Source organism: Sporosarcina luteola, assembly GCF_007991495.1.
Classification (GTDB): Bacteria; Bacillota; Bacilli; order Bacillales_A; family Planococcaceae; genus Sporosarcina; species Sporosarcina luteola.
The window spans coordinates 40,535-59,524 of sequence record NZ_BJYL01000037.1; the positions used below are offsets into that span (position 1 = coordinate 40,535).

Genomic DNA, 18,990 nt, shown 5'->3' on the forward strand with positions numbered 1-18,990 from the left:
CATGGGTACATGAATAACTGAGGACACATGAAAATACAGGTGAGGGATCATGTCCCGGCACCTGTATTTTTTATCCTCATTCAGTTCATTTCAAAAATCCATCATAACGTCACATGCTTTGGCTTTTTCCAAAACAGAGCTAAACCAGTGCCTATCAGTAGAACAATTGCTGCGAAATAGTAAGGATAATTCAAGTTGAGGTCGAATAATTCGCCTCCAATAATCGGACCGAAAATATTGCCGATACTTGTAAATGTAGAGTTCATGCCCCCCACAAATCCTTGTTCATTGCCAGCGATCTTCGATAGATAGGATGTGATGGCCGGACGCATCAAGTCAAAGCCTACAAACAAAATGAAGGTCGTAAGTAAAATGGAGATGTAGGAGCTGACAAAGGTCATTAATATGACGAGAACTGTCGATATCCCCATTGAATACCGGATAAGATTTATTTCACCCATTATTTTTGTCAAACGATCAAACAATGCTACTTGTGCAATGGCCCCGACAAGCGCACTTCCTGTAATGACAATTGCAATGTCCTTAGGCGTGAAGCTGAATTTGTGGTCGACGAAAAGGCTGAAAAGCGACTCAAAAGCAGCAAGTCCAAACGACATGACGAATATTAAGATAAAAGCAATGAAATACATCGGGATGAAAATCCGACGCAACCCCGTTTTCTGACCTTCCATCGGCCCCTCTTCAGGCACGCGTTCTGGTTCAGTTAGGAGGATGATTGACAGAATTGCAGCAATCGCTCCTAGTACCCCCGCTGAGTAAAACGGCACACGCGTACCGATCTCCGCTAAAAACCCACCGAGCCCAGGCCCTATAATGAAACCTGTACTAATCGCAGCAGACATATAGCCAAGCGCCTTCGCTCTACTTTGCGCAGTTGTGATGTCAGCAATGAAAGCTGTTACTGCCGGCATGATGAAGGCAGCACTCACACCGCCAAGCATCCTTGAAACAAAAAGCACTTCGACTGTTTTACCATATCCAAATAAGAATTCCGAGAAACCGAATATAAATAAACCGATTACAATCATAATTTTGCGTCCGTACTTATCGACCCATCGGCCCGCAAATGGAGATAAAATGAGTTGTGTAATCGCAAAGGCAGCTACCATATACCCCACGACTGCCCCACTGATTTCCAATTCATTCATAATTGTTGGCAGCACTGGAATGACTAGCCCAATCCCTAAAAAGGCAATAAATAAATTCATTAATAATATCGCCAATACGACTTTTTTACTCTTCATACGTAATCTCCTCTGATTTTCTGCAAGGTGACAGGCACCATGACTGATGGATTTTCTCACCTTTTGAAGATTATAGCATTTTTTTCTGCAAAGTCTTCCATTAAGCGTTCTCTATGCTTGCAGATAAAAAAAGGTGCCTGCCACCCAAACAATTTGAGATTGTTTGGGTGGCAGGCATCAAATATTATTTCTTATCTTCAAACTCCAGTTTAGTTCCGTCATTGAATCGAAGTTCTAGCTCAAACTTTGTATAGTCAGTCGGTAGATTAAAGATAGACAATGTTTGCGATATGGCTTTGTCTTTTGTTGTTTGTTGTGTAATGCCCAACTGCTTCACAAGCGGGTAAAGCTTGTTGAATGCTTCGGCGCCGTTAATATCTACAAAATTTAAAGAGTCTTCTATTTCAGCTTTAATCGTTCCGTCTTTTCTCTTTTCAATTTCCGCTTCGTATTCCGTACCATCCGCATACTCGACCTCTAATTCAAATTCCGCGTATTCCAGTTCCTTCATCTGTGTCTGCATATCATCCTGGTTCGATACATTATCTTGTCCCACTTCGGTCGAATCTTCTTGATCATCATTGGATGAATTCCCTTCATTCTTCACACTTGTACCGTTTTCCGTGACAGCGGGCTCCTGATTTTGGTTCCCTTTGTTCTCATTACAAGCGATAAGCGTAAGGGACAGCAATAGTACGAGTAATGACATACCGATTTTCTTCATATCAACAACCTCCGATTCTCTTTATCCATTACCCAATCCAGAGGGTTTTATTCATGAATTGACTTTCAAACAAGAACTATATAAGATGAAAGTAATTAGAAAGGAGCGATTGAGACATGGCATTTTTACAACTATATTGATTCCTACATATGATAGTGTAAAGCCGCCTTTTAGGACGGTTTATTTATCATGTGTACGGGTTTGATAAGTTGTAGAATCTCTATCGTTCTACGGAGTATCTATACCCATTTTCAAGTACACAGGATCTCTGTGTACTTTTTTCGTTTGGAGGGAGAAATGATGATGACATTATTATTTTATTGATACGGGCTTAGTACGTTAAGCTCGTATCGATCCTAGCTATCGATACGAAATCATAAAAATTTCGGAGGTAGCGAATATGGAACAAGTTTGTTTTGTGTTGAAAAGTATTGAAATGACTTATTTGGATAAAGAGATATTGAAGATAGATAGCTTGGCAGTACACCAATTTGACCGAATTGGAATCGTCGGCAAAAATAGTGCCGGCAAAAGTACACTTCTAAAACTGTTGGCAGATGAAATACAGCCGACCCGCGGAAACGTCTTACGGCATGTGGATTGCGGGTATTTTAAACAGCTGGAGCCGGCCTCTGGCGAAGGTGCGGACGATGCGCTGCTCGGCAGATTAGCGATACCCCATAGCTCCGATCGATTGAGCGGCGGAGAGCAGACAAGGCTGAAGCTTGCGCAATTGTTCACAAACTATCACGAGGCGTTGCTGATCGATGAGCCGACTACACATTTGGATCAGGATGGAATCGAATTTTTACTTGACGAACTCCGATATTATTACGGGGCTCTCGTGTTAATTAGCCATGACCGCGCTGTATTGGATGCGCTCGTCACGACAATTTGGGAAGTGCATGAAGGTGAAGTGCGTGTCTATACGGGGAATTTCAGCGACTATAAAGTGCAGAAGGAGCTTGAGCAGGAACAACAACGTCAAGCACATGAACAATTTCTTAAAGAAAAAAAGCGTCTTGAAAATGCTGCCGAAGAGAAAATGAAAAAGGCGGAAAAAATTGCACAGGCAGCAAGTATGTCGAAAAGAGAAGCGAAAGCGAAAGCAAATCTCATGTTCGAAACGAAATCAAAAGGCACAAGTGAAAAGGCAGTGCATCGCGCCGCAAAAGCAATTGAACATCGCATGGAAAAACTTCAAGCCATTGAAGCGGTTCAAGAGGATAGACCCATCGTATTCCGGCAATCAAAAGCATTGGAGTTGCATAATAAATTCCCGATTATGGCCGATCGACTGACGTTAAAGGCGGGAGATAATGTGTTGCTCGAAGATGTAAGCTTCCAACTGCCATTAGGGAAGAAAATAGCGATAACAGGGGCAAATGGCATCGGAAAAAGTTCATTGCTCCACCATCTTGCAAGCCACGGTGAAAGTCTCACCATTTCACCAAAAGCGCGTATCGGTTATTTCCGTCAAATGAGTTATCAATTTCCTGTGAATGAAACAGTTATGCAATTTTTGAGCAAGCGATCCGACTACGATCAAGGTTTTTTAAGAAGTGTATTGCACGCGATGCAATTTACGGGGACGGACATTCAAAAAAGCGTGCTGTCTTTAAGTGGAGGCGAAGCGATTCGTCTGCAACTTTGCCAATTGTTTTTAGGTGAATATAATATTTTATTGCTAGATGAGCCGACGAACTTTTTAGATATTCACGCGCTAGACGCATTAGAGCAATTTATTAAGGGGTACGAGGGGACGATTATATTCGTTTCGCATGACAAGACATTTATCGAGAATACAGCTGACTTGCGGTATGTTATTCGTTCGAAAATGATTCATTTGGAGTAAACGATTTAAATAATTTTTATGTACTACCTATTCCAGTGGATGTTTCAGCTAAACGCTCAACTTTCACTTAGGGAATCGTAAACTCGCTTAAAACCTGCAGATAACGTATAAATCTCGTTAAACACGCTTAAAGCCTAAACAGCTTTTTATGTGCATTTCTATTGATTTATACGTTTCTCGCGGTTTTATGTTTTTTGTAGTTTTTCTGTATCCTGTGTTGTCATATTTTCATTTTCAGCATTTAAAACGGTATAATTAACATAATAATCGTATGCAGGAGGTATGAAATGGTAAAAGCAAATGAAAATTTCATTTACTGGACGCTCTTAAATCATATGGAATGGAACATTTATATGGCAGCGACGAAGGAAGGACTATGCTACATCGGCCCCCAAAATACCTCATTCGAAGAACTCACCGTATGGGTGAATAAATGGCTTCCCAACCATCAGCTATTAGAAGATGAGGCTGTACTACATCCCTACGCAACTGAATTGGTTGATTATCTGGAGGGAAATCGGAAAGAGTTCACAATGCCACTAGATCTGTACGGAACCGAATTTCAACAATCGGTCTGGAAGGTCCTGCTGGAAATTCCATTCGGACAGACGGTTACGTATTCAAATATTGCAGAAAGAATCCAAAAACCGCAAGCTGTTCGTGCGGTCGGGACCGCAATCGGCGCCAATCCAATCCTCATCACCGTTCCTTGTCATCGCGTCATCGGGAAAAACGGGAAATTAACAGGCTTCCGGGGCGGTTTGGACATGAAGAAACAATTGTTGGAGTTGGAAAACCCACCTACAAAAGCATAAGAAAGGCCATTGAATAATTTTCATGCGGCGTTAATAATGATATGATTAGTATTTAAATCGGAGGTTGTATAGTGAAGACAAACCGTTTAACTACAAAGGAAAAATTGCTTGATATATTGAAGAAAGAACATGAAATGACTGTAAACCAAATGGCGAAAGCGTTAGGGATTACTGAAATGGCCGTTAGAAAACATCTGAATGTTTTAGAAAGAGACTCTTTTATCCGTGTCGCTGAAGTAAGGCAACCGGTAGGTCGGCCAATCCAAGTATTTTCATTAACAACCCAGGCGGATGAACTCTTTCCTAAGCAGTACGATAATCTTGCAGTTGATTTTTTGAATGACTTATTTGAAATTCAGGGGAATGAAATCATCACTCATTTATTTGAAAAACGTGCTAAACGATTAGCTGCGAATTACTCATCTTACATGAAGCCAACTCTTACAAATGAAGAGATGGTAGAGAAGTTAAAAGATATCCAGATTGAAAAGGGTTATATGGCTGATGTCGTTAAACTTAGCGACCACCAATTTGAACTCATTGAACATAATTGCCCGATCTTTGAAGTATCTAAAAAGTACAAGCAAGCATGCCATTGTGAAACGAACATGTTTAAAGAAGTGTTACATACAAATGATGTGCAACGTACTAAATGCAAGTCTGACGGAGATAACCATTGCCATTTCCTCATCAAGTTCGAAGACGATGAATTATCCGTGTAGTTGCTTAAGATTAATTTTGCGGTGGGCAACTCGGTTGACTTCTGTCGCTTGCTTACCCTATTATCATAATAGACACTTTATATACTAAAAGGTTTATAAAGTATATTAAGTGAACAAGCATACAGGGGGAATTTAAATGTCTACTTTTACACTTCCAGCATTGGGTTATGGTTTTAACGAATTGGAACCTGTGATCGACAAACAAACAATGGAGATTCACCACGGTAAACATCATCAGACCTATGTAAACAATTTGAATGCTGCATTGGAAGGGCAAGAAGCAACAAAAAGCAAGACGTTAGAAGAGCTTCTGTCGAACTTGGATGCCTTGCCTGCGTCTATTCAGCAAGCGGTTAGAAATAATGGAGGCGGACATTTAAACCACTCTCTATTTTGGGAGATTCTCAAGTCCCCTTCAGAGAATAATTTACCAACAGGCGAATTGGCCGAAGCAGTAAATAAGACATTTGGCAGTTTCGAAAAGTTCCAAGAAGAGTTTGCAAAAGCTGCAACTGGAAGATTCGGCTCTGGATGGGCATGGCTGATTGTTAATAAAGATAAACAACTTGAAATAACAAGCACCCCAAATCAAGATAACCCCGTCATGGAAGGTAACACAGCAATCTTAGGGTTGGATGTTTGGGAACATGCTTACTACTTGTCTTATCAAAATAGAAGACCTGAATACATTTCAAACTTCTTTAAAATCGTTAACTGGGATGCTGTCTCTAAAAAATATGATGATGCATTGAATTAAACATCAATAAAACAAGGTAAGGGGCTATCCCGGCCCTTATCTTGTCTGTTATAAAGGAAAAACATCCTTGAAAGATTATGATGAGCGTTCGAGTGAGGAATTGAAGAAACAACTACTGTTTAAGGAGTGAAATGAACAAATGGATAAGGTCAGTGCATTTAAAGAGACAATGGCAAATTACCCCACCGGCGTTACTATTGTTACAGCAGTCAACGCTGAGGGCAATCCAATAGGTTTGACAGTTAACTCTTTCGCGTCAGTATCACTCGATCCCATGCTTATATTATGGTCAATTGATAAAAAGAGCGCTTCGTATGATGCATTACAAAAGGTGCAGTCTTTTGCCGTCAATATATTAGCAGAAGATCAAGCGGATACCGCCTTATTGTTCGCAAGCCGAACGAATAGCAAAGAACGCTTTGAAAATTGCAATTGGAAACTTTCAAGTCTTAACCTTCCTATCATCACCGGAACAGCGGCCGCCCTGCAATGTAATGTGTATAACCGAATTGAGGCAGGAGATCATACCATCCTTATTGGAGAAGTATCCGATATTTATGTTGAAAAGAAATCACCGTTACTTTATCACCAACGAAGGATGGGAGCATTGCCAGCAAGTTTCCATGAACAATAATAACTTCTACTCGAGACTTGCAGTGGAGGTTTAGCGCCGTGGGTTTATTACATACATTAACTATCAATCTATTACTCCCAATTAAACGTAATTACTTCCAACTGAATCGGATTAAAACAAAAGACTTTTTTATGTATATACTTTTCCTTCACCTATTGATTTCATTACCGAATGGGATCCGGCTAATCAGCACTTCCATAGGTAATGGTAATTTTGCAAAAGAAGCTTTATTAATCTTGTTTGTTTACCCATTGTCCATCACCCTTTTAGGAATTAGCGGAATTTCTCTTCTTGCACTAGTTGGTCTGATCATCAAAGCAGTTGCCAAAAGAAAGTTAGTCTATCAACTTCTATGGAAAATGACTGTTTACGCATTAACTTATCCAGTTATGCTCTATGCCTTTTTTGACATAATCGGCATAAGACACAGCCTTATAAGTTTAGTGGGATTTATCATATTTACAACCATGCTCCTAAATATTGTGCTAGCATATCCTAAAATCAGGAAGACATAGATGAAGAAAGGGGTCAAAAGAATGTCATTTGTTATAACATCAGCATGCATACATGAACAAGCGGGGATTTGTGTGGACGTTTGCCCAGTAGATTGTATCGTTTTCGGAGATGACCAATTTCTGATTGATCCGAATCGTTGTATTGATTGTGGTGCCTGTGAGACAGTATGTCCAGTTGAAGCCATCTATTTTGAGGAAGAGGTCCCTGCAAAAGAATCTGCCTCCATCCTTAAGGCAAAAGAATACTTTGGTGTAGCATAGAAGTTGTTCGCATCCAAGGATACGCCGAAAATGCATCATCAGGTTGATTTACAAATACCCCACTGTTATTACGCTTAGAACAGTGGGGTTTTGTTTATTTAATTAGCTCTCAAACCTATGCCCATAACCATTTCCAAATTTCCTTTGGTGTCGCATTTTTTCCATACATTAAAATTCCGATCTTAAACACTTTCCCCGCGGCTTTCATCATGAGCCAAATCGTAGCGAACAGGATGACTGCACTAATTCCAATTTCCACCCAAGGCCATTCTTCGAGTAATGACAGACGCATCATCCAAACCGCTGGCGAAGTGAACGGGATAAATGAGAAGACTTTTGCGATGATACCGCTCGGATCTCCAATAATTGGTGCAATGAAAATAAGCGGGACAAACGGCAGCATCATGACAAGACCTTGGAAATTGCTCGTTGCGGTCATGTCTTCCACTGTCGCACCGATTGCAACGAAAATAGCGGCAAATAGTAGGTACCCTGCAACTGCCAATACAACCAAAACCAATAGTTCTGGGACAAATAAGTACTCGAGAATCGGCAAGTCGCTTTTCCAAACGAAAATCGGTAATCCAATTGCTAACCAAACAACGACTTGTGTAATTCCTAACACGAAATAGCCAATAATCTTTCCTTGCATCAATTCAACTGGCGTTACGGACGACAAAATGATTTCCGCTACTTTCTCTTTTTTCTCTTGGGAGGCGGACGTGAAAATCATCATCCCTGTCATCACACTTGAGAACAATATAATCGCTGCAAATACACCTGGTACAATCCTCTTTAACGGATCATACTCACCCGTAGGCATGTTCTGGCCACTTTCCGCATTTCTCCATTCCACCTGTTCGATGGAAATTCCTTTTGCAATCGCGGTTTTCTGCTCTTCCGATAAATCAAGACGATTGAGCTGCAATTGACGTAAAGGGACTTCCAGCGCATAGGTTGCGTACATGAAATCCTCATTGACATCCTCAGTTTTATAGACAGGTACGACCCCATCATCTAAAGCTTTTTCAGTGAAAGCCATATACACCGTATTTTCCTCATCGATTACCCGCGTCCGCATTTCCCCTTCTTCCATATCCGTAAAATGGACATTCCACTGTAATTGTTCCTGATCTACAAGTTGCTCAACATCTTTCGCAACCCCCAGCTCATCTGCAATAAAAACCTCAACCGTCTTTGTTGAATCCGAATCGCCAAAAAGTTGGGGGATGAATAAGAAAAACGCAAACATTGCAGGCGTCACTAACAACGAAATGAGGAAAGATTTATTCTTCATATTCCGATTGATCTCCCATTTGGCGACTTTGAAACTATTACGCATAACTAGCATCCCCTTCTTTGACGATATGTTGGTCTGTTGCGATATCGATAAATATTTCATGCAAGGAAATCCGGTCGATGGATAGCTCATCAATCGACAATGTTTCCGGTAATCGTCTCAGCCACAACGGGACAACTACGTCTTGATTTAAATAGATGACCGCCACATTCCCTTTTTGCTCCACTCGACTTACATTCGATAGTCGTTCCAAGACCGATGCCTCATTATTCCCCCGAATTGTACACTTAAAGTTCGCGTATTCGTTTTTAACGTCAGCCATCGTTCCTTCAATCACCCTTTGACCGCGATGGATCATAAATAAACGATCACAGATTTCTTCAACCATATTCATTTGGTGGGACGACAATAATATAGCTGTCCCGCTTTGCGCAAGTTCCTTAATCTCATTTTTGAAAACATCCTGGCTAAGAGGGTCTAGTCCCGAGAAAGGTTCGTCTAAAATCAACAACTCCGGCTCATGAATAATCGAACCGATAAACTGAACTTTCTGCGCCATCCCCTTCGATAATTCCTCAACGGAAACTTTCTCTTTCCCTTCTAGACCAAGCTTTTTTAAATAATGAAGTGCTCGCTCTTTTGCTTTTTTAATCGGATAATCTTTCAGTTCAGCTAAATACAAAATCATATCCATTACTTTGACATTTTTATAAAGTCCACGTTCCTCAGGCAAATACCCGATTTTATGACGAGGAATTTTTCCAGCTTCACATTGGTGAAACTTCACTGTGCCTTCATCCGGATAAAGAATCCCCATAATGCTACGGATTGTCGTCGACTTCCCAGCACCATTCGGTCCGAGAATCGCCATGATTTCCCCTCTTTTCACTTCAAAGGAAATATCTTTTATGATCTGTCTTTCTTTGAAGGCTTTCCCAAGTCCTTTAACGGATAATATAGTTTCCATTGTAATTTTCAGCCCCTTTTTATTCTGTTGTATCGATGAAACAATGTTGCCAAATACGTCATAGTGGCAGGAAACGCCAGTATAAGAGCAAACATAAAGCTCCATTTGCTGATCGTTTCAATGATCCCGGAAGTCAACGTCATCACCAACCATAAAATGACTGTTGTTGTTACGGTATAGATCATCATCTTTTTAACTGGTGCTGCTAGACGATTGGTTTTATCTTGCGCGGACTCTGGATCACTGTAAATTGGCACAGTTCCCTTTTTCGCCTTAAAGATATGCATATTATAGTCTGAACAAACATGCGTCCAACTGGCAAATGAGAACATCTCGAAGTATTCATCCACTTCATCAGGCTCCAACAGACGGTAATCAATGCTATAAATCACATCTTCACTTTCTCCTTGTTCCAACTCGTAAACTCCAAAACGAAACTGTTTCAAATGCCAGCCCCGTAATGCTTTTCGTCGAAGCATATTCATATCAGCTGCTTCAGAAAATGCTAATCCCCATGATGCCACACGCTTAATGTTCTTCATCGCACACTTCCCTCCTCTCAAGACCTTTTTCCGCCATCTCAATCATCACTTTTCGGCGTGCGATATCAGCTTCTAACGTTTGCCGCCCTACATCCGTTAACATATACACCTTTCTGCGTGAGTCCGACTCGTCATGCAAAACGATAAGCTGCTCCTTCAGCAATTTTTTGATGATCGTATACAACGACGCCGGTCCAATCACAAATGACCCTCCTGTCGTTTCCTCGACTAAACTCATCACTGCATATCCATGCCGTGGCTCCGTCAATGAAGCCATAATATAAAAAACAGAATCCGTTAAAGGCTCAAATGATTTCATTGCGACCTCCCGTGTATCACTTTGTGATATATCTAATTATGTTATATCACAAAGTGATATAACATGACAACCATAAATATTATGTAACTCTCCTGGAATCTAGCGTATTCCTAAATTAATGAGCACTTCAACGGGCAACAGGACTTACCTGTGCATCATCTAAGCAAATAACTGAAGTAAATACTATCAAACAGTTAATTTACACTACGTAGGAAGAAGAGGATTAGGAGAAAAGGTTGATTATTCCAAAATCCGTTGCCGGTTCATATCTGTTTGGATATGATAATCTAAAGGGAAGGAGAATTTTCAATGAAGAATGATATTGAAGATTTATTTGAACGGGAAAAACGCGATGAGTCAAAGCCAAAACTGGAAAGAAAAGACGGAGAGCCTACGGCAGCTTTCAAAGGGGCTTCTTGGGCGGCATTACTAATCGGGATATCAGCTTATCTCTCGGGGCTGTACAATGCAGGAATGGAACTGAATGAAAAAGGCTATTATTTCGCTGTATTAATTTTCGGTCTTTATTCCTCGGTGTCCTTGCAAAAAGCGGTAAGGGATAAAGAAGAAGGAATACCAGTAACGAATATTTACTATGGCATCAGTTGGGTTGCAATCATTATTTCTATTTTATTAATGGGCATCGGTTTGTACAATGCCGGAAGTATTGTCTTAAGTGAAAAAGGTTTCTACGGAATGGCTTTCGTGCTCAGTGTATTCGCAGCAATCACTGTACAGAAAAATGTCCGGGATACACAGAAAGCAAAAGAACGAGATTGAAAAAGCCCCGTTCCAAATTTATTGGAACGAGGTTTTTTTTATAGTGATATGTTATTACTTTGTTAGCTGGCCATTGTCGAATACTACTTCACCACCGACGATTGTCGTTTTCACTGCACCTTTATACGTCTTGCCGATATAAGGAGAGTGTTGATGACGGTAATACAAGTCCTCTTTTTTCAATTCAAAGCTTTCGTTCAAGTCAACGAGTGTCAAATCCGCATCATAATCGACGGCAATTGTGCCTTTATTCGCTAGTCCGAATAGCTTCGCCGGGTTTGTTGCAGTCAACTCGACAATCTTTTCCAACGGAACATTACGTTTAAAATACCCTTCTGTAAAGAGGATATTCAACGAGGATTGTGCGCCTGAAATACCGCCCCATCCGTCGAAAATATTATCTTTAATCACTTTCATGGATGCCGGAGCTGGTGAGTGGTCAGAGCCGATTGTCGTAATTTCGCCATTGGCAACCGCTTCCCATAAACCATCCACTTCTTCCTGATCTCTTAAAGGAGGAGCACATTTTGCGATGACGCCTTGCTCTTCGATATCTTTCACCGTTAATGATAAATAATGCGGGCATGTTTCAACAGTCACATCTACACCGCGCTCTTGTGCAGCCTTAATCACTTCAACGACTTTTCGACTGCTTGCATGGACGACATGAAGCTTACACCCAGTCAATTCTGCGTAAGAAATAATTCTTCGTACCGCTTCAATTTCCGAAATGATCGGACGCGATTCGACATAATCCCTCGCTGTCACTTTGCCGGAATCCAATTTTTCTTTAGCAAGCATTTCACACATCACTGTACTTTCAGCGTGCACCGCCAAAATGGATCCTAACGCCGCAATCTCTTTCATTCCTTTATAAATCGTTTCATCGTCAACATTATGGAAATCATCGATACCGCTCGGTGACATAAAGGCCTTGAATCCGATGACGCCATTCTCATGAAGTCCTTTCAAATCAGCGATGTTCTCAGGTACAAGTCCACCCCAGAAATATGGGTTCACGACAGATTTTTCAGAAGCAGCTGACCGTTTCAGCTCAAGGTTTTCTTTATTAATGGTAGGAGGCGTACTATTTAACGGCATATCAAAAAACGATGTCGCTCCACCGGCAGCCAAGCTTCGGCTCCCCGTCTCCAAGCCTTCCCACTCCGTTCTTCCTGGTTCATTAAAGTGGACGTGTGTATCGATCATGCCTGGCAGGATATGTAGTCCGTCTGCATTTATCTCCCGGGCAGCTGTTGCTTCAAGCGGTTTACCAACGGATACTTCTTTAATCTTGCCATCCTTGATAGCGATATCCCCTTTGGCAGTTGAATCCGCTGTTACAATTGTCCCGTTTTTAATAATTAAATCGTAAGTAGCCATGAATGCTCTCCTCCAGATTTGAATTTTATCTTTCACTTATCGAATAAGTGGTGGTAGTAAATATTATACCAGACAAATAAAGGAATCACGGGTGATTATGCCTGTATCGACAACTCATTTGTTCACATTGTACAAACCGTCCTCTAATTACTTTTATGTTTTGTTCATCTTTGTCAAATTGTATGTTTAGCTAAACTGCCTTTATTATTCACTTAGTTTGAATTTCACATCTCAAGAATTATCAATTCCCGAAATCAAATCATTTCAAACCCTTACTACTTATATAGAAGACATTCAAATTCTATACATTATGTATTGTTTAGGCTATGATAGTAATTTACCCGGGCAGCATAGGTCTTTCATTTTTCGGGTTAGTACCATTTCTGGTTGGTTGTCCAATCGACGGTCAATTAATGAAGGAGGAATATTGAGATGGCTAGAATTGCATATGAAGTAAAGGGCGCTACAGCATCAGGTCCCTATTCAGCTGCGGTGGACGCAGGTGAATTAGTTTATTTATCCGGGCAAACGGCGATGAACTCCGTTTCGGCAAAGGATATGACGGGTGATATTGCAGGGCAAACAAAGCTGTGCTTTGATCATTTATTTGAGGCTTTGGAAGCAGCTAACCTGACACCTGATGACGTTGTAAAAGTAAATGTATATTTAACGGATATGAATAATTTCTCCGCAATGAATGATGTATATGCAACAAAATTCTCCAAACCTTACCCCGCCCGGACATGCGTAGCTGTATTAGCACTACCGCTCGGAGCAGAAGTAGAAATCGAACTGATTGCAAAAAAGCCTAACTAAATTTAATTTCCAAACCCACAGCCCACCGATGGATTCGCATCGAGTGGGTTGTTTTATTTCATCAAACCGGTGAAGTGATTAAATAATTCCCCTGAGGACAAACTTCAGATACGACAGATTGATATAAGGGAGATGCGTTTATTGGATAAAATAAATTGTGATTTTTCACCGATGAAAGAAGTGCTAAAAGACGACATTCGCCGCCTAATCGCAAACTTGCAAAATAATATAGAAGCTATCGTCGATGAGCAGAACTGTCTCCTCGGTGATTTCGAGAAAATAAAGGAAGAGTTTTTATCAATTGAAATGAAAGCCGCCACATTCTATTTGAATTGTTATCTATCACCTTTTACGGATAAATACCCTGAACTGTCGACGACTGTACAAAACATGTCGAGATTGAAGCATGGTGGTTTAATTGTCATCAAACGAGAAGATTCCCTTGAGTCCTTATTGTCGCCAGGTATTTCAATTGGAGCTGACCTGACACATACCTTGCTTGAATCCATCTTCTATCCCGGAAGTCCGCTTCACGATGGCGCCGTCTTAGTGAATCAAAACCAAATCGTTTCTGCCACAAATGTCCTTCCTTTGTCAGGTAGATTTACAGGCGATAAAAAAATGGGCACACGGCATCGCGCCGCTTTAGGTTTAACTGAACAAAGTGATGCGCTTGTCCTTGTCGTATCGGAGGAAACAGGAAGGGTTTCCTTTGCATTCAAAGGGGAACTGTACCCGGTTACGACGTGGGTTGGGTAGGGGATTGAAAAAAAACCATAGATCTGTTACCCGTGGACTTGAAATAAAAGATTTTCATCTTCCATTATGAAGCCGGCACGAGGTAAGTTTAATCCACAACTTACATCGTGCCGGCTTTAATGTTCTATGAATCAAGCCTTCAACAATTCACGTGCCAATAATCGATATACATTCAAACGCTTCTCTTGTGAATGAGGAATGCTGACGATCATCGCCTCGTCAAAGCCGTATTGCTCTTGTTCCTGTTGAAGCACCGCTGCAATTTCTTTCGCGTCACCGACTAAATGGATTTTTCGGTTCTCTTCAATCGTCATGCGGTCCATTTCCGTCAATGGATAATCGCGTGCCTCTTCAGGTGTCAAAAATGATGTCATTCGCCCTTTCATGAACAATAAACGCCAAATATCCTGGGGCATCGCTTCGAATTCGGCTTCTTCCTTTGTTTCAGCGGTTGTCACCATATAGGAGACGTTGATTTCCGGTTTCTCCATAAAAGCAGAAGGCTTAAAATTCGTTTTATAGGCGTCTAAAATAGGTTTCGACATTTGCCCATTGAAAAACTGAGCGAACGAATAGCCGACACCTCTAATTCCAGCTTGGATTGCGCTATTGCCAGTCGAACCTAACAGCCAAGTTTCCGGCAACACAACATTGGATGGAGTGGCGATTGTCTGATTGTATAAATTATCAGCCGGCACTTCATCATTGATCAACTGCAGCGCGGTATCAAACTTCTCATACATATTATTCAATAATGGTTGACGCCCCTCGGATAAAGCATAAATGGCGCGCTGATCTCCGCCTGGAGCCCTACCCACACCGAAGTCAATCCGACCTGGCGAAAAGGCACTTAATGTTTTGAACACCTCTGCCAATTTTAACGGGGAGTAATGCATCATCATCACTCCGCCTGTGCCAATTCGAATGTTGTTCGTTTTTGCAGCCAAATGGGCCGCCACTACTTCCGGAGCTGAACTTGCAAAATCGTTTGTTCCATGATGCTCCGCCATCCACATGCGATGATAGCCTAACTCGTCGCCTAAAACTGCTAACTCTGCCGCCTTTTTTAGAGCGTCTACCGCGTTATTTCCTTTTGTAATCGGCGCTTGATCTAGTATACTCAATCTCATTTTCATAACCTCTCAATCTTTTCATTAACATGCTAATTTTTTCTAAAAACTGAACCTATGATATATTCCCAGCCATCTTTGTCAAAAGTCTTTTTAAGATGAGCAACTCCTCGGATGACATTCCCTCCAGCAACTTATCCTGTTGCTTTTGCCATACTTGTTCAATCGGCTCAATAATGTCATGCCCCTTTGCCGTCAAAAAGACTCTGTTTACTCTCGCATCCAACAGATCGCGCTTTCGGTAAATTAGCCCGTAATTCTCCAATGTCTTTACCATGTTTGCAATCGTCGGCGGTTCACAGTTCAAACGTTCACTTAACTGACTTTGTGTAATCCCATCTTCTTTTCGTAAACGGCATAGTAACTGATCTTGCCCAGTATGAAGGCTTAACTGGCGCAACATTTCCGAGTAACTCCTGCGCTTTTTAGTCGATATGTCATCAAGAAGTTCCCGAATTTCCACTTCAATCAATGTTTCACCTTCTTATTCGAATAAGTGATTAGCATGCTAACCATATCGTTAGATTGTTTTCATTTCAAATAATTTGTTCGATAGACACAGCACTCCTATTTTTGAAAGTCTTGCCTGCCTTACGAATCACGGCAGGCCAACTGAATTTTAAGGTCTCGTACAACTAACACTATAATCATTCTTTCTTAGACGGACGCTCTCTCAACTGTCTTCGATTCTCTGCGACAATACGATCAAAATAAGAAAGTTCAGCCGCTTCCTGTTCATCCCGTTTTGGATTCAGCTGTGCCTCCTCAATTTTCTCCTCTTTTAGCATGCCTGTTTTCTGCTTTTGTGGAGGTTCAATCGCTTGAATGGAAGTTTGCTCATTTTGGAATGGGAGCAGTACGGACAAAGGTTTCAAATCCACTCCAATCCCTCTCATGTTTGTCGACAAAAAACGCCCCTCCCTGAGTTTACAAGGGAAGAGGGCGTATTTCATATTAGTTGCTTTGTCATGATGGATTACGCGTGAACAACCATTTCTAGTAAACGGTTAGCAGAAGCTTTTACTTCTTCCATACCTTCCGCAATGATTTCTTGCGCTTTATGAGGTATTGCATTGTGACCTTCGATAATCACTTCATCAATGATTTGCATCCCGAAGACGCCGCCGAATACGTTGCGCATATAGTTGACTGCCATTTCCATCGGTGCTGCTTCCGGAGCTGAGTAAAGACCTCCGCGCGCATTTAAAAAGATTGCCTTTTTATCCGTCAACAAGCTGACCAAATTGCCTTCAGCGTCATATTTGAATGAGAAGCCTGCAGCATATATATAGTCGATAAATGTTTGCAACTTAGCTGGAATTGTTAGATTCCATAATGGGAATGCAATGACGACTACATCTGCAGCCGAGATGGCATCCATCGCTTTTTGTTTTGCAGTTAATAGGCGTGATTCAACATCCGTTAACTCTCCGCCGTTTTGAACTTTCCCAAAAGCGTTAAAGATCTCTTGACCAAAATAAGGTGTATCTTCTTCAAAAAGATCATAAGTTGTTACATTTACGTCTTTTCCATCCATTTCATTCATAAATGTTTCATACATCTTACTTGAAACCGCTTCTGAAGCGGGGCGGTTATTTGCTTTGATCACTAAAATATTCATAGTTGAAAAACTCTCCTCTTGTTGTATCTATTTACTTTACAGCATGCACTATTATAGACTACTAAAGCCCTTTTGTAAGTCCGCACAACTTACAATTGGAAAATAGGCTAATGGTTACAGACTTTTCTAGGCTTATTCCTCTTCGATTGGTTGTAGATTTCCTTCAATTTCGGCACGTCTGCCTTCTAAAAACGGCGGTAAATCTAATTTTTCGCCAAGCGTTTCAATATCCCCATCGATTGTAAATCCGGGTCCGTCTGTAGCAATTTCAAACAGGATCCCATTTGATTCGCGGAAGTATAAGCTCTTAAAGTAGAAACGGTCCACAATCCCCGATGAATGGAAGCCACGGGCCCGTACTTGTTCATCCCAATAGGCGAGCTCTGCATCGTCTTTTACCCGAATCGCCAAGTGATGGATACTGCCGCGACCCGGTTTTTCTGTAGGACCCTCCATATATTTCACAACAATCTCCCCAAATACTTCACCTTGCATTGATTGGAAAATTGCTTCATCCTCATTACGTAATACTTCTTTATAGCCAAAAATTTCCGTAAGTGTAAGGGCTAGTTTATCGAGTCGGCGAACAGTAATTTCCACAGAACCCATTCCTTGAATTTGATGTTCTACAGGTACGGGTGATTTGCTCCACGTTTCCCAATGCTCAACAACTTCACCATTTGACACAAGCAGCACCATCCGAAGACCTTCTGAATCTTCAAAGTGAAGAGCTGGTTTATTGGCATAAGTTGTGATGTCGCTATGCTGTACTCCGTATTCCTCAAAACGATTTTTCCAATAGAATAAACTCGCTTCTGTCGGTACAAGTAAACCGATTTGGGTAATTGCATTTGTACCACGGTATGTGCGTCCTGCAGACGGAATTTCAAAGAATGACAGCTCCGTGCCCGGACTTCCTGTTTTATCTCCGTAAAATAAGTGATACATTGATGGCGCGTCTTGATTGACCGTCATTTTCACACGACGCAAACCAAGTACGTCACGATAAAAGCGGTTATTTTGTTTTGCATCTTTTGTAATCATGGAAATATGGTGATGTCCTGGAATGGTATACATGAGCTATTCCTCCTGTTTTATTAATTGATTAGTCAAGTGATGGATTAAAAAAATTACCTGTCCAGCAGGTACTTTTTCTCGCTGTTTTTTTGTACACGCGACATGAGCGAATACAATGTTTTTTGTTCTTCTAGAGATAAGCACTCATCAAAGAATGAGGATTGGAACTCAAGCTGAGCTTCAAATGCATTATCGAGTTTTTCACGTCCTCTGTTCGTTAATGAAATTGTTTTTGTCTTCCAGTCTTGCTTGCGTTCAATAAGTCCTTCTTTCTCAAGGCGAGCGAGCATACGTGAAATACCGCCGTGCGTCACTGTTACTTTATCGGCTAACTCACTTTGTGTTAACGGTTCGTATGTCGAGATTTGCATTAGCACATCAAATTGCGCAGTCGTCAAATCAAATTGTTTTAAGAAGTCATTTGATAAGTTGTTGCTTTGATGAGTGAAGCGACTAAGCCTCAGCCAGATTAAAGATCCGCGAGTATTTTTTTTCATATTCTTCATCACTCCTCTGTTGCTATAATCACTTTACCACTCAATTGATAAAATTTCAAGAAGGAGCTGTCCGGAAAATCAGTACAAACCAATTTTCTGAAGGACTTTTTTCCTTTTATTGTCCTACGGATCGGAAAAAAGTATGACCGGGCGAATGAGCCGCGCTTATTGTCCCGTTCGAGGCAAATTTATGCGTCGACGGGCAATTAAACAGCTCTTAATGTCCCGTTCGAGGCAAATTTATGCGCCAA

At 41.1% G+C, this 18,990-nt stretch carries 23 protein-coding genes; 10 read left to right on the forward strand and 13 right to left on the reverse strand.

Annotated elements, in window-relative coordinates; translation table 11 throughout:
* Nucleotides 1–101: 101 nt before the first annotated feature.
* Both norA and SLU01_RS13795 read right to left on the reverse strand, forming a co-directional pair.
* Nucleotides 102–1,265, reverse strand: a complete 1,164-nt coding sequence (norA, locus tag SLU01_RS13790; protein WP_147059312.1) for a multidrug efflux MFS transporter NorA — start codon at nucleotides 1,263–1,265, stop codon at nucleotides 102–104.
* Nucleotides 1,266–1,449: 184 nt separating this feature from the next.
* Entirely contained in the window at nucleotides 1,450–1,989 is a 540-nt protein-coding gene (locus SLU01_RS13795) for a YusW family protein (protein ID WP_147059314.1), read from the reverse strand.
* 400 nt (nucleotides 1,990–2,389) lie between these two features.
* On the opposite strand from SLU01_RS13795, the gene SLU01_RS13800 reads away from it, so the two are divergent.
* From SLU01_RS13800 to fdxA, 7 genes are all read left to right on the forward strand, one after another.
* Nucleotides 2,390–3,844 carry an Msr family ABC-F type ribosomal protection protein gene (locus SLU01_RS13800; RefSeq protein WP_147059316.1) on the forward strand — a complete coding sequence of 485 codons (1,455 nt, stop codon included), beginning with the start codon at nucleotides 2,390–2,392 and terminating at the stop codon, nucleotides 3,842–3,844.
* 287 nt (nucleotides 3,845–4,131) lie between these two features.
* Entirely contained in the window at nucleotides 4,132–4,659 is a 528-nt protein-coding gene (locus SLU01_RS13805; RefSeq protein WP_147059318.1) for a methylated-DNA--[protein]-cysteine S-methyltransferase, read from the forward strand.
* A 71-nt stretch (nucleotides 4,660–4,730) separates the two neighbouring features.
* Complete coding sequence (locus SLU01_RS13810) at nucleotides 4,731–5,381, forward strand: helix-turn-helix transcriptional regulator (RefSeq protein WP_246110993.1); 651 nt, start codon at nucleotides 4,731–4,733, stop codon at nucleotides 5,379–5,381.
* Between the two features lie 136 nt (nucleotides 5,382–5,517).
* The gene (locus SLU01_RS13815) at nucleotides 5,518–6,138 is read left to right on the forward strand and encodes a superoxide dismutase (protein ID WP_147059320.1); all 621 of its coding nucleotides are present in this window, start codon (nucleotides 5,518–5,520) and stop codon (nucleotides 6,136–6,138) included.
* A gap of 139 nt (nucleotides 6,139–6,277) precedes the next feature.
* Entirely contained in the window at nucleotides 6,278–6,772 is a 495-nt protein-coding gene (locus SLU01_RS13820) for a flavin reductase family protein (RefSeq protein ID WP_147059322.1), read from the forward strand.
* Nucleotides 6,773–6,810: 38 nt separating this feature from the next.
* Complete coding sequence (locus tag SLU01_RS13825; protein ID WP_147059324.1) at nucleotides 6,811–7,287, forward strand: DUF1189 family protein; 477 nt, start codon at nucleotides 6,811–6,813, stop codon at nucleotides 7,285–7,287.
* A 21-nt stretch (nucleotides 7,288–7,308) separates the two neighbouring features.
* Nucleotides 7,309–7,548, forward strand: coding sequence for a 4Fe-4S ferredoxin (gene fdxA, locus SLU01_RS13830; protein ID WP_147059326.1), 240 nt, complete (start codon nucleotides 7,309–7,311; stop codon nucleotides 7,546–7,548).
* A 115-nt stretch (nucleotides 7,549–7,663) separates the two neighbouring features.
* On the opposite strand, the gene SLU01_RS13835 is transcribed toward fdxA, so the two are convergent.
* The 4 genes from SLU01_RS13835 to SLU01_RS13850 are packed head-to-tail and all read right to left on the reverse strand — an operon-like array spanning nucleotide 7,664 to nucleotide 10,676.
* Nucleotides 7,664–8,890: an ABC transporter permease gene (locus tag SLU01_RS13835; RefSeq protein ID WP_147059328.1), complete on the reverse strand. Its 1,227-nt coding sequence runs from the start codon at nucleotides 8,888–8,890 to the stop codon at nucleotides 7,664–7,666.
* Nucleotides 8,883–9,815, reverse strand: coding sequence for an ABC transporter ATP-binding protein (locus SLU01_RS13840; protein ID WP_147059330.1), 933 nt, complete (start codon nucleotides 9,813–9,815; stop codon nucleotides 8,883–8,885). The genes SLU01_RS13835 and SLU01_RS13840 overlap by 8 nt, the downstream gene beginning before the upstream one ends.
* Nucleotides 9,816–9,823: 8 nt before the next feature.
* A complete protein-coding gene (locus SLU01_RS13845; RefSeq protein WP_147059332.1) occupies nucleotides 9,824–10,357 on the reverse strand; it encodes a DUF2812 domain-containing protein in 534 nt (177 codons plus the stop codon).
* Entirely contained in the window at nucleotides 10,344–10,676 is a 333-nt protein-coding gene (locus SLU01_RS13850) for a PadR family transcriptional regulator (protein WP_147059334.1), read from the reverse strand. Before SLU01_RS13850 ends, SLU01_RS13845 begins: the two co-directional genes overlap by 14 nt.
* 309 nt (nucleotides 10,677–10,985) lie before the next feature.
* On the opposite strand from SLU01_RS13850, the gene yiaA reads away from it, so the two are divergent.
* Nucleotides 10,986–11,456, forward strand: a complete 471-nt coding sequence (gene yiaA, locus SLU01_RS13855) for an inner membrane protein YiaA (protein ID WP_147059336.1) — start codon at nucleotides 10,986–10,988, stop codon at nucleotides 11,454–11,456.
* 54 nt (nucleotides 11,457–11,510) lie between these two features.
* On the opposite strand, the gene SLU01_RS13860 is transcribed toward yiaA, so the two are convergent.
* Nucleotides 11,511–12,839 (reverse strand): allantoinase, encoded by a 1,329-nt coding sequence (locus tag SLU01_RS13860; RefSeq protein WP_147059338.1) that lies wholly within the window; start codon nucleotides 12,837–12,839, stop codon nucleotides 11,511–11,513.
* A gap of 432 nt (nucleotides 12,840–13,271) precedes the next feature.
* Here SLU01_RS13860 and SLU01_RS13865 point away from each other — a divergent pair, with 432 nt between their 5' ends.
* Together SLU01_RS13865 and cdaS are read left to right on the forward strand one after the other, a co-directional pair.
* Nucleotides 13,272–13,655 carry a RidA family protein gene (locus tag SLU01_RS13865; RefSeq protein ID WP_147059340.1) on the forward strand — a complete coding sequence of 128 codons (384 nt, stop codon included), beginning with the start codon at nucleotides 13,272–13,274 and terminating at the stop codon, nucleotides 13,653–13,655.
* A gap of 141 nt (nucleotides 13,656–13,796) precedes the next feature.
* Nucleotides 13,797–14,414 carry a sporulation-specific diadenylate cyclase CdaS gene (cdaS, locus tag SLU01_RS13870; RefSeq protein WP_147059342.1) on the forward strand — a complete coding sequence of 206 codons (618 nt, stop codon included), beginning with the start codon at nucleotides 13,797–13,799 and terminating at the stop codon, nucleotides 14,412–14,414.
* Between the two features lie 131 nt (nucleotides 14,415–14,545).
* Here the strand turns inward: cdaS and SLU01_RS13875 are convergent, their stop codons facing one another.
* From SLU01_RS13875 to SLU01_RS13900, 6 genes are all read right to left on the reverse strand, one after another.
* Complete coding sequence (locus SLU01_RS13875; protein ID WP_147059359.1) at nucleotides 14,546–15,544, reverse strand: LLM class flavin-dependent oxidoreductase; 999 nt, start codon at nucleotides 15,542–15,544, stop codon at nucleotides 14,546–14,548.
* 55 nt (nucleotides 15,545–15,599) lie between these two features.
* The gene (locus SLU01_RS13880) at nucleotides 15,600–16,007 is read right to left on the reverse strand and encodes a MarR family winged helix-turn-helix transcriptional regulator (protein WP_308507738.1); all 408 of its coding nucleotides are present in this window, start codon (nucleotides 16,005–16,007) and stop codon (nucleotides 15,600–15,602) included.
* 184 nt (nucleotides 16,008–16,191) lie between these two features.
* Entirely contained in the window at nucleotides 16,192–16,452 is a 261-nt protein-coding gene (locus SLU01_RS13885; RefSeq protein WP_147059344.1) for a hypothetical protein, read from the reverse strand.
* Between the two features lie 68 nt (nucleotides 16,453–16,520).
* Nucleotides 16,521–17,165: an FMN-dependent NADH-azoreductase gene (locus SLU01_RS13890; RefSeq protein ID WP_147059346.1), complete on the reverse strand. Its 645-nt coding sequence runs from the start codon at nucleotides 17,163–17,165 to the stop codon at nucleotides 16,521–16,523.
* A 132-nt stretch (nucleotides 17,166–17,297) separates the two neighbouring features.
* Nucleotides 17,298–18,242 carry a ring-cleaving dioxygenase gene (locus SLU01_RS13895; protein WP_147059348.1) on the reverse strand — a complete coding sequence of 315 codons (945 nt, stop codon included), beginning with the start codon at nucleotides 18,240–18,242 and terminating at the stop codon, nucleotides 17,298–17,300.
* Between the two features lie 53 nt (nucleotides 18,243–18,295).
* On the reverse strand, nucleotides 18,296–18,739 hold the full coding sequence (locus SLU01_RS13900; RefSeq protein WP_147059350.1) for a MarR family winged helix-turn-helix transcriptional regulator: 444 nt from the start codon (nucleotides 18,737–18,739) through the stop codon (nucleotides 18,296–18,298).
* Between the last annotated feature and the right edge of the window lie 251 nt (nucleotides 18,740–18,990).